Here is a 12,080-nt window from a genome sequence, read left to right as displayed (position 1 = left end):
GAAAAAACAGCGGGATGGGGATGGGCGTTTGGGTATGGGGTGGTGGCGCACGGGGATGTTGGAGGGCATGGATGCCCGGAAACAAGCCACACGGACGTGCTTGGAGCGGTCCCCGTGCGGCACCACCCCATACCCAAACGCCCATCCCCATTCCGCGTTTGTGTTTAGCAAGGCGCGACAGCGCCGCCAGGCAAGGCTAGCGTAGCGAAGCCGCCAAGCAAAGCGCGGCGAAGCACGCGCTGCCGAGCAAGCAGCCGCAGGCTGCGCCTAGCACTCGAATTCAAGCAGAGGACATAAAAAATGGAACCTGATAGCTTTTTAGAAGACTGCCCGCCGTTTGATGAGCTTGAAGCCGAGCAACGACGTTGGGCCGTATCGCAGTTGCAGTCTGTCTATATGAACGAACAGAACTGTAATGAGATCATGCATGACATGCGGCCGGCGCTGTTTATTGTTCGCTCCGGTGTTTATGACTTGCGTAGCGGTGAGGGGCGCTTGATTGACCGGTTGGAAAGTGGTGACTTATTTGGGTTTCCGTCGTTGTTGACCGGGCGTGAGATTGTAAACCGCTTAACGACTATCGAAGACGGCATTGTTTATGTGCTGCCGCAACACGCCTTTGATCGCCTGCGAAATGCCTCTAAGCAGTTCGAACAATACTTTATCCGTGCACACGGCGAGCGACTGTTGACCGAAAAAGGCGGTGGTGACGGCAGTGGTGATGACTGGACCGAGCAAACTGTGGGCTCGGTAGTGACTATGGCGCCGGTGAGTTTGGCAAGCGATACGTCGATTCAGGATGCCGCCAAACTCATGGCTGAGCACGGTATTAGCTCGGTGTTGGTAGTGGATGACGGGCAGTTAGTGGGGATTTTAACGGATCGGGATTTGCGTAATCGGGTTATTGCTCAGGGCTTGTCGTACGACGTTAACGTTGCCGCGGTAATGACGCAGCTACCGGAGTCGGTTGAGGAAAATCGCTCACTGCTGGATGCGTTAACCACCATGACGGCCAGTAACGTGCACCATTTACCGGTGGTAAATAGCAAGAACCAACCGGTGGGGATGGTGACAGCGACCGACTTGATCCGTCAGCAGCGCAGTGAGCCGGTGTACTTAATTAGCGCGATTCGCAAAGCGGAGAGTCGCGAGCAACTGATTCAGGAAGCGCAAAAGGTGCCTGAATATTTAAAAACCTTTGCCAACCGGGTAAAACGCACCACGGTGGTTGGGCAACTGATGGCGTCGCTAACCGACGGCATGACGCGGCAACTTATTCAATTGTACGAAAAACAATACGGCGCGGCACCGGCTCAGTATAGCTGGCTGGCGTTTGGCTCGCAGGGGCGGGAAGACCAAACGCTCAGTTCGGATCAGGATAATGGCTTGTTGCTTGCCAATGGCCTAACAGAAAAGCAAAAAGACTGGTTTAAGGGCCTGGGTGAGTATGTCTGCGAAGGGCTACATGAATGCGGTATTCCGCTGTGCCCGGGTAATATCATGGCGTCAAACCCGGAGTGTCGCGGCACCACCGACCAATGGTTACAACGATTCAAAAAGTGGACCCAAAGCCCAACCCCGAAAGCGTTGATGTATTGTCAGATATTTTTTGACAGTCGTGCTGTGGTCGGTAACGGGCGGTTTTACCAGAACTACCGTGAACAGGTCGCTACGTTGGCACAAAACGAGATGTTTATGGGTAACTTAGCCATGTTAGTTAACCGCATTTCGGTACCCTTAGGTTTGTTTAATCGCTTTAGAACCGAGGATACTGACGATGGCGATACTATTGATATTAAACGCTACGGTATTGCCCTGATTAACGATATTGCCCGCATCTATTCACTACAGGCAGGCTTAACCGAGCCGAGCACACCGGTGCGGCTAAAAGCGTTGCAGAATAGTAAGTTACTTAACCAGCGTGATAACGAATCCTTGTTGGAAGCGTGGCAATTTCTGACCCAGTTGCGGCTTAATCACCAACTCGCCGTGTGGGATACTGACAAACCGAAAAATGCACTGGACCCGGATGCGCTCAGTACGCTATCGCGGCGCCAACTCAAGTCTGCGTTTAAAATTATTAAAGAAGCGCAGCAGGGCGTGGGTCTTAAGTTCAGCCGCCAGGGATATTAACCATGGGTAAGTTACTCGGTGCGTTAGCCGACTGGTACCAACGCCGGCAACAATTACAAAAGCCCTGGACACAACAACGTTATGTCGCACTGGACATCGAGACCACCGGGCTTGACCCAAACAAGCATCAGGTACTGTCCATCGCCTGGATGTCAATTAACCCGCCGGTTATGCACACCGGCAGTGCGCAATATCACGTGTTCTCCCACGGACAAGAACTGGAACTGGGCCAAAGCCCCACCATACATGGGCTGACGCAACAGGACTTTTTGCATAGTTCTGATCCACGTCAAACCTATGCCATGTTAAGCCGGGCCTTACAGGGCGCGGTTCTGGTGTGCCATCACAAGGGTATGGATTGGCGCTTTTTAAAGCACATCGAAAAGGAGTTTTTAATAAATTTCAGGCCTTTGGGGGTTTTTGACACGCTGGCCTTTGAAAAAAACATAATGTTCAAAAACCCTGACAGTCCTCCAAAACAAGGGCAGTTAACTTTAAGCGCATGTAGGGCAAGGCGCGGGCTACCAAACTATACATCTCACCATGCTTTTACAGACACTCATGCATGTGCGGAACTATTTTTGGCGCAGGCCTTTAAATATGCGGATGAGTCAACAAAAACACTACATCTGTTAAAATAGTGTAAACATTTAATGTGAAATAAACATTTTCCACACAAAACGTTTACATCGCTGGATCATGTTGTTATGTTCGACGAACGTCACAGGTTCCCTTCCGGGGTCTGGGCGCACAAGAATAATATTCCAGGGAGTATTACGAGTTATGAAATCTCAGTTTTTTAAACGCACATTAACAGCTGCAGCGGTTGCAGCTGCCATGGGTATGTCCGCGTCTGCGGTTGCTCAAAACACCACCGGTAGCGTTACCGGTAGTGTTATCAATAATCAGCAAGAAGTTGTGACTGGCGCTAGCGTTACCATTCGCAATGTCGAAACTGGTTATACACGTACTATCCAGGTTGGCGAAGACGGCCAGTACCGTTTTCCTTCACTACCGACAGGTCGTTACACGCTAACAGCGAACGCAAGCGGTTTTGAACCCAACCAGACGCAAGAATTTGTGATCAATGCCGGTAGCTCGCGTGATGTAACCGTGCCGCTATACACTGACATCGAAACTATCGATGTATCAGGTACGGCAATCTCGATGGTTGATACACGTTCTTCGTCAACCTCATTGAACATTGGTGAAGCAGAAATTGACCGTATTCCTGTGCCGCGTAACGCAACCAGCGTTGCTTTGCTTGCACCGAGTACAACAGCGGGTGATAACCGTTTTGGTAACCTGGCCTCTTTCGGCGGTGCATCGGTTGCCGAGAACGCGGTTTACATCAACGGCTTGAACGTAACCAACTTCCGTAATGGTCTAGGTTTTTCTGACGTACCTTTTGAATTCTACAAAGAATTTGAAGTACTGACCGGTGGTTACTCTGCAGAATTCGGTCGTTCGACCGGTGGTGTTATCAACGCCGTAACCAAAAGCGGTACTAACGAGTTTGAAGTAAACGCGAACGTTTACTACTCGCCGGATAGCTTCCGCGAACAATCGCCTGATGTGCGTCGTCGTAACGGCGAAATGTATATTTACAATGCAGCAGATGAGCGTGATGAACTAGAAGCAAACATCTCTGTGTCAGGTGCGATCATCGAAGACACCTTATTCTACTACGCGATCTACAATCCGCGTGACCTGGAAACCAACAGTGTTGGTTCTGAGGGTACTTCGTATTTCAATGACCAGTCAGATGATGCGTTCTGGGGTGCTAAAGTTGATTGGCAAATCAACTCCAACCACTTGATGGAGTTTTTAGCATTCTCGGACTCAAGCACAACAGATACGCAAAGTTTCGGTTACGATCTTGATTCAAACTCAACTGTTGGCAATCCGCAAACTTCATACAGTGAAGCTGGCGGTGATAACTGGTCTGTTAAATACACCGGTTACCTGACTGACGATTTGTCTGTTACCGCTATGTACGGTGAAAACGAATACTCACTAACTGAGGGCTCTGATCCAGAGGTTTATGCGAACTGTACCTTAATTCAGGATACCCGTGATACTAAACCTTACGGCTTAAACCTGGGTTGTGCTGACGCATCGAACTATTCTGGTCAGGTTGGTGTTGATACGCGTGAAGCCATGCGTATCGACTTTGAGTGGTACTTAGGTGATCACTTGCTGCGCTTTGGTTACGATAGTGAGACTAATACGTCTTTCTCTCAACAAAGTTACTCAGGTCCAGAGGGTGCTTATTACCTGATTTCGAATGCAGTTAACGATGAAGGTAATCAGGTTCAGCTACCAAACGGCACATTCGCTCCTGAAGGTTATGATGCCTACGCGTCACAACGTATTCGCACCGTTGGCGGCGAATTCGAAACTGAAGCGACCGCTTTTTATGTTGAAGACGTTTGGTCAATTACTGACAACGTGACTGCAACATTGGGTGTTCGCTGGGAAACCTTCGATAACAAAAATGCCGGCGGCGAAACCTTCGTTAAAATCGACGACATGGTTGCTCCACGTTTAGGTATTTCCTGGGATCCAAACGGCGACGGTCAGTCTAAAGTGTTTGCCAACGTTGGCCGTTACTTCCTGCCGGTTGCTAACAATACCAACGTGCGTTTGTCAGGTAACGAGTTTGACCAAACTTCTTATTATGCACTTGAAGGCGTAGAGCAAACTACCATCGCTGGTTTTGATGCTTACGATTTGATCTTAGGTCCACAAATCGGAAACACCGTAACCAACGCCGACGGTACAGTACCTGATACACGTTCAATCGTTGATGCTGATATCGACCCAATGTACCAAGACGAATTTATTCTTGGTTATCAGACAGCGTTTGCTGAAAACTGGAGCTGGGGTATTCGTGGTATCCGCCGTGAGTTAAGCGGTGCTATCGATGACATGAGTATCGAAGACGGCATCATGAACAAGTTTGGCTGTGAAAACTACTTCCAGCGCGCTTGGTATGGTGATGGTTCACCAAGCTATGTACTGGGTAACCCAGGCGAAGAAATGACTGTGTATGCAGATACTAACTGTGACTTCACAGCAGATAGCTGGGTAACTTTCTCTCCTGAAGAGCTGGGCTACCCTTCTGCTGAGCGTAACTACAGTGCTGTTGAGTTGACCTTGAATAAAGCGTGGGATCAGGTTTGGTCAATGAGCGCGTCTTACACTTGGTCTAAGAGCTATGGTAACACCGAAGGTCTGGTAAAATCTGACATCGCGCAAACCGATGCGGGTATTACTCAGGACTTTGACTTCCCATCGTTGATGGATGGTGCTTATGGCGATTTGCCTAACGACCGCCGTCATACTTTCAAGGTATATGGTTCTTACGCGTTGATGGAAGACTTCACGGTTGGTGCTAACGTCAATATCTCTTCAGGTCGTCCGCTGAATGCCTTTGGTATTGGTCACCCTGATGGCGTACCCGTATACGGTGATACCTTCTATGTTTGTTCTAGCAACTGTGGTGCAGACGCTGAAGGCGAAGCAAATTACACGCAAATGCCTCGCGGTACATATGGCGAAACTGAGTGGAGTACACGTATAGACTTAAATGCGCAATACACCACCATGTTGGGTGAGTTTGAAACCAACTTCCGTGTAGACGTATTTAACGTGTTGAACTCTGCGGCAGTAACTCGTCGTTACGAGTTCGCAGAAAGCGGTGGACCGGGCGATGCTAACCCATTGTTCATGACGCCGACTTCTTTCCAGTCGCCTCGTTATGTGCAGTTCAGCGCTTCAGTTAAGTTCTAAAGCTAAGTTAATTTAGATTTAAAACTTAATAGCGAGAATACAAACCGCCCTTCGGGGCGGTTTTTTCGTATCTGCGCCTAAAAATTGACCCGGGACAAGCAAAAAGTTGATGAGTTCAACATTATTTCAACAAAACAACCACATGTGCGTTACAAAGTGTTTACATTAAAATAACTTCTTGCTAACTTTTAAACATCCACAACACGAAGTGGATTCATAACAATAATGTTCCGGGGAGTTTTTACTCATGAATAACACGACATTTCGTAAGAGTTTACTTGCGGCGACTATTGCTGGTGCAATCAGCTTTCCAGCCGCTGTATTAGCTCAAGACAACCAGGAAGACGGTGCGCAGGAAGACGTAGAGCGCATTCAGGTTACTGGTTCTCGTATTAAACGTACTGACATGGAAACTGCTTCTCCTGTAGAAATGGTTTCTTCTGAAGAAGTTAAAGCCTCAGGTTACACCCGTGTGGAAGACTTGATGGCAACTTTGCCGCAGCTAGAAACTGCTGCACAAAACTCGTTTGTTGCTAACGGCGCGGCCGGTGTTGCAAACCTTGACCTTCGTGGTCTGGGTGCTAACCGTACCTTGGTGTTGGTAAATGGTCGTCGGTTACAGCCAGGCGGTGTTTACTCACAAGCAGCGGACGTTAACCAAATCCCAACAGCACTGATTGAACGCGTTGAAGTTATGACTGGTGGCGGCTCATCAGTATACGGTTCTGACGCTGTAGCCGGTGTTGTTAACTTTGTCATGAAGAAAGACATGGAAGGTTTCGAGGTATCTCTGGGGACATCAGGCTACCAACATGATAATAGTAACGAATACATGCAAGGTTTGATGGACGAAGCTGGGTACGAGTATCCTACAGGCGGCTCGGGCATCGATGGTAAAACATACACTATTGACGTGGCAGGTGGGAGCTTGTTCGCTGGCGGTAAAGGTAGTGCGACTTTTTATGCCACCTATCGTACTAACGAAGAGCTTCTTCAAGCACAACGTGATTATTCTTCTTGTGCGTTGAGTAACGCGGGTACTTCGTGCGGTGGCTCTCAAACGGCGCCAATTCCAAATTTCTACATTTCGCCATTGGTAAACGGTGCGCCGGATTTTGATAAAGAAGTTTTTTGGTCACTCAATCCAGACAACTCATTTAATCCCGACAACGCCGACAATTTATACAACTATGCGCCAGTGAACCACTTTATGCGACCTAACGACCGCTACACATTTGGTTCATTTGTTAACTATGAAGCGAACGATCACTTCCGCCCGTACATGGAAACCAGCTACATGCATGACCGCACGGCCGGACAAATCGCAGAATCTGGTATTTTTTTCCAAAGCTTTAACTTCGATATTGATAGCCCCCGATTTAGTGATGCGCAACGTCAACAGTTGTTAAACGAATTCGGTGCAGGCACTGAGCAAGTGCTGGCCTATATCGGCAAGCGTAATGTCGAGGGTGGTGGACGCGTTAACAACCTTGAACACAATTCGTATCGTATCGTCGCAGGTGCCAATGGTGCACTGAGCGGTATGTGGGAATACGATGTATCGTTCCAGTATGGCTCTACTCAGTCGTCATCAGTATACATCAACGATTTCTACGTACCTCGCATGGCACAGGTTTTAGGTGCTTCTGGTGCCGATGCGTGTACAGACGGCTGTATTCCTTATAATGTCTTTGAATACGAGGGAGTAACCCCAGAGGCGGCTGCTGCTCTCGGTGGTACGGCAACGCTAACAGGTTTGACCACGCAACGTATTATCAACGCTTATGTTACCGGTGAAACTGGCGTTAAGTTCCCAACTTCAAACTACAACATCGCCGCGGTATTTGGTGTTGAAAACCGTGAAGTTGATTTCGAACGAGTCGCTGATGAGGTCTACCAATTAGGCGCACTTTCAGGTCAAGGCGGACCCACCAACAGCTTGATCGGTGGATTTAATGTTTCAGAGGTATTCGCTGAGCTTAATGTCCCGTTGGTTGAAGATGCGAGTTGGGCTAATTCGTTAGTTCTGGATCTTGGTTACCGTTACTCTGACTACAGCACTTCTGGTGGTGAACCAGCATATAAAGTTGCTCTAGACTGGCAGGTTAATGATGACTACAAACTTCGTGGTACATTTAACCGTGCGGTTCGCGCTCCTAACGTAGCGGAATTGTTTGCAGAGCAAAGCCTCGGTCTCTGGGAAGGTGTTGACCCTTGTGCCGGCGCCGATCCAGAGTACTCTCAAGAGCAGTGTGCGCTAACCGGCGTCTCTGCGGGACAGTATGGGAACGTATCAGTAAATCCAGCTGACCAGTACAATGGTATCTTTGGTGGCAACACGAATCTAGAGCCGGAGATTGCGGATACCGTAACGTTTGGTTTGGTGGGTAATCCCACTGATAACTTTAACTTCTCAATTGACTACTGGGATATTCAGATGGAAAACCGTATTGGTGCCATCAACCCAGAGTTAATTTTACGCCAATGTGCGTTGACTGGCGACACAGAGTTCTGTGATGCCATCACCCGGAGTCCTGCAGGAGATGTATGGCGTGGGGAAGATGGTTTTATTTTTGCACCGCAAGTTAACCTGGCAGAATCTACTAACACTGGTATCGATGCCAACTTTAACTACAACACCGAAATCGGTGGCGGCCAGTTGGCAGTCAGCTTGACGGGGACTTATTACCTGACTAAAGAAACCACGACCGTTCCTGGTTTAGCAGGTACAACTACAGACTGTGCCGGATTCATCGGTGGACCGACTGCGTGTTTCCCTCAACCAGAATGGCGTCATTCAATGAACTTCACTTATAGCACTGGAGATTGGTGGACGGTAGGTGCTAAATGGCGTTACTACGGTCAGGTTGACTACGCTGGTGGCGCAGATGTGTTGATCGGTGACGGTTTAGCATCAACCAGCTATTTGGATCTTAACGCAAACTTCGATGTCACTGATAACATCTCTGTGTTGCTGGGTATGAATAACGCGTTAGACAAAGAACCACAAATTGTTGGTGGTGTTAATGCGCTTAACGGTAACACGCTTGCGGGTTATGAAGATGTGTTGGGTCGTTATGTGTTCGGTAGCGTAACATTCCGCTTCTAAACATCCCTGCGATTATTATTCTTGTGAATAAAGGCGACCTCCGGGTCGCCTTTTTACGTTTTAGTAACAGGTGTTATTAAAAAGCTAAACATTTGACCACCAAATGAACCAAATGACCAATTAATAGCCAAACAAACCACTTTTACTCTCTGATCAGTTGAATTCGCCCTCACCAGCGAGTACAACAGGTGCGCTTGTTTTAAGCAAAACTAACAAAAAGACGTACCAGGGAGTTTTCTCATGAAACGTAGTACCTTCCGTAAAAGTCTGACCGCGGCAGCGATCGCGACAACCTTAGGCTTTCCAGCAGTAGCGGCTGCGCAAGATAGCGGCGCAAACGATGTAGAACGCATTCAGGTTACCGGTTCACGTATCAAGCGTACCGACACAGAAACAGCAAGCCCAATCACGGTTTTTGACGCAGAAGCGATCGAAAACTCAGGCTTCACCACCATGGAAAAGTTCATCCATAACATTCCGTCGATGAACGGTGGTTACAATGGCTCAAACACAAATAACGGTTCGGTAGGTTATGCATCAGCTAACTTACGGGGCTTAGGCTCAGCGCGTACGCTGATCCTGATCAACGGACGCCGTTATGCGTCTGGCGATTTGAACTCAATTCCAATGGCTTACATCGAGCGCGTAGAAGTACTGCGTGACGGTGCTTCAACCATTTACGGCTCTGATGCAATTGCCGGTGTAATCAACTTCATTACTAAGTCAGACTTTGAAGGCGCTGAATTCTCTGCGCAGTACGATCTGACCGGTGAAGGCGATGGCGAAACCACCAAAGTATCGGGTGTTATCGGTGCCACCAGCGACAAAGGTAACGTAACCTTAGCGCTTGAATACCAAAACCGTAACCCAATCTGGCAGGGCGACCGCGACTTTTCTAAAGTACCTTACAGCGAATCCGGCGGCGAGTTAGTACCGGGTGGTTCTTCAACCATTCCTTACGGTAACTGGTCTGCACTTGATCCAAACTCACAATATAACTCAGGTAACGCGGGCACCAGTTTTGTTGTTGATCCGGTAACCGGCGAAGTTCGCCCGTATAACGGCCAGCAAGATGCATATAACTTTGCACCAGCCAGCTACATGGTAACGCCGCAGGATCTGTTCTCGATCAACGCATCTGCAAACTACGAGCTAACCCGTGATCTGACTGCGTTTATGGAAGGTGGTTTCACTAACCGTCAATCAGACCAGTTGATGGCTGCAGAAGGTACATTCTGGGGACCAACCGTTGCCGCGGATCATCCAAACAACCCAGTTGGCGAAGAGCTAGTTATCTATCGTCGCCTGGCGGAAACCGGTGGCCGTTCATTCACTCAGGACTTCTCTGACTACCGCATGGTATTTGGTTTAGAAGGTTACCTGGACAACGGTTGGGCGTGGGATGTTTCTTACAACTACTCTCGCTATGTTGACAGCCGTGTAGAATATGGTCGTTCAAACCCTGAGCGTATCGGCACATTGTTGGATCCAACATTATGTGAAGCTGACGCAGAATGCCCTGGCGTATGGAACCCGTTCCAGACAGGTACCTTCACACAAGAATTCCAGGACTACGCAACCATTCCAAACTCACCGGTTGACCGTGCTACAACTAAGCAGTTGATGGCTAACTTAACTGGCGACACCGGTTCATTTGGTCTGCCTGCTGGCCCTGTAGCCTGGGCGTTCGGTGTGGAAAAACGTTGGGAAGAGTACCAGAACCAGCCGGATGGCGGTGCTATCTTAGGTCAAATCTACAGCGTTGCAGCTGAGCCGACTAATGGTTCTTACGATGTTCAGGAAGCTTACCTGGAAATCAATGCGCCGCTATTGTCAGGTATTACCGGCGTTGATCGTTTAGACTTGTCTGCTGCGGTTCGTCGTTCAGATTACGACTTCCTTGATGCGCAAACCACCACCAAGTTCGGTTTAGAATATGTACCGACCGACGGTATGCTGGTTCGTGCGACCTTCGCTGAAGGCTTCCGTGCACCGGGTATCGGTGACTTGTATTCACCACAAGTCGAGTCAAACATCAGCTACACTGACCCGTGCATCAACTACGCGAACAGTAATGCCAGCGAAACCGTAAAAGCAAACTGTGCCGCAGAAGGCCTGCCGGGCGATTTCAATCTGGATAACAACCAGTCTTCGACGCTTGTCGGTGGTAACCCAGACCTTAAGCCGGAAACTTCTGAAAGCTTCACCATGGGTATCGTTTACCAGCCTGAGTTTATCGAGAACTTCAGCGTTGCGGTTGACTACTACGATATCGAAATCGAAGACGGTTTAGGGGCGCCTAGCACCTCAGCAATCATTGCTCAGTGTTACAACAGCGAAAACTTCTCAGCTGATTCTTGTAACCTGATCTTAGGTCCGGAAGCGGTCGGTCGCCCTGGCTACACTGGCTCTGACTACCGTGACTCACAAGGTTACATGGCGGGTATCCTGGCAGGTACGGCTAACATCTCTACCTTCACCACCTCAGGCTTTGATTTTGACATCAACTGGGCGACTGAACTGGGTGATGGCATGTTCAACATGCGTGTTGACGGTACTTGGTTAGATGAGTACACCTACCTGGCACAAGAAGGCGCACAAACGCTGGAGCTGGCGGGTAAATTTGGTGCTGACACTAACTTCGGTGGTCGTGTAGCCGCGTTCCCTGAACTGCGTACTAACTTGACCATGGGTTACCAAATCGGTGACTTCGACTGGAGCTGGATCACACGCTTCCAGGACGGCGTAAACGACATCAACTACTCAGAAGACGACCTGTCGTCAGAAGTGGGTAGCTATGTTTATCACGACGTACAAATGAGCTACTTCTTCAACAACACAACCACCTTTACTTTAGGTGCGCGTAACCTGTTTGATAAGCAGCCTCCATACGTGACTAACAACAACGATATGAACACCTTGAACTCTTCTTATGACACAGCAGGCCAATACTGGTATGCTCGTATCGGAGTCAAGTTCTAAGCAGTGATTGCTTAACGTGATCATGATAAAAACCCGGCTCCGGCCGGGTTTTTTTATGGGC

Annotated in this window: 5 protein-coding genes; all 5 read left to right on the top strand. The window is 48.8% G+C overall.

Annotated features, from left to right (window positions below; genetic code table 11):
• Positions 1-300 precede the first annotated feature (300 nt).
• The 5 genes from KZ771_RS07860 (at position 301) to KZ771_RS07840 (ending at position 12,019) form a co-directional block, all read left to right on the top strand.
• Entirely contained in the window at positions 301-2,133 is a 1,833-nt protein-coding gene (locus tag KZ771_RS07860) for a DUF294 nucleotidyltransferase-like domain-containing protein (protein WP_290569890.1), read from the top strand.
• 2 nt (positions 2,134-2,135) lie between these two features.
• Positions 2,136-2,774: a 3'-5' exonuclease gene (locus KZ771_RS07855; RefSeq protein ID WP_290569891.1), complete on the top strand. Its 639-nt coding sequence runs from the start codon at positions 2,136-2,138 to the stop codon at positions 2,772-2,774.
• A gap of 142 nt (positions 2,775-2,916) precedes the next feature.
• Entirely contained in the window at positions 2,917-5,928 is a 3,012-nt protein-coding gene (locus KZ771_RS07850; RefSeq protein WP_290569892.1) for a TonB-dependent receptor, read from the top strand.
• Between the two features lie 247 nt (positions 5,929-6,175).
• Positions 6,176-9,037, top strand: coding sequence for a TonB-dependent receptor (locus KZ771_RS07845; RefSeq protein ID WP_290569893.1), 2,862 nt, complete (start codon positions 6,176-6,178; stop codon positions 9,035-9,037).
• Between the two features lie 240 nt (positions 9,038-9,277).
• Positions 9,278-12,019 (top strand): TonB-dependent receptor, encoded by a 2,742-nt coding sequence (locus KZ771_RS07840; RefSeq protein WP_290652744.1) that lies wholly within the window; start codon positions 9,278-9,280, stop codon positions 12,017-12,019.
• The last annotated feature ends 61 nt before the right edge of the window (positions 12,020-12,080 follow it).

It is taken from the genome of Idiomarina sp., from assembly GCF_019431395.1.
GTDB lineage: Bacteria > Pseudomonadota > Gammaproteobacteria > Enterobacterales > Alteromonadaceae > Idiomarina.
Note: the sequence above shows the minus strand (reverse complement) of the source record. Positions and strands in the feature narration are given on the sequence as shown.

What these genes read in the sequence shown, in the direction of transcription:
- KZ771_RS07860 (WP_290569890.1), top strand. Translation starts at nt 301, where the DNA reads ATGGAACCTGATAGCTTTTTAGAAGACTGCCCGCCGTTTGATGAGCTT.
- KZ771_RS07855 (WP_290569891.1), top strand. Translation starts at nt 2,136, where the DNA reads ATGGGTAAGTTACTCGGTGCGTTAGCCGACTGGTACCAACGCCGGCAA.
- KZ771_RS07850 (WP_290569892.1), top strand. Translation starts at nt 2,917, where the DNA reads ATGAAATCTCAGTTTTTTAAACGCACATTAACAGCTGCAGCGGTTGCA.
- KZ771_RS07845 (WP_290569893.1), top strand. Translation starts at nt 6,176, where the DNA reads ATGAATAACACGACATTTCGTAAGAGTTTACTTGCGGCGACTATTGCT.
- KZ771_RS07840 (WP_290652744.1), top strand. Translation starts at nt 9,278, where the DNA reads ATGAAACGTAGTACCTTCCGTAAAAGTCTGACCGCGGCAGCGATCGCG.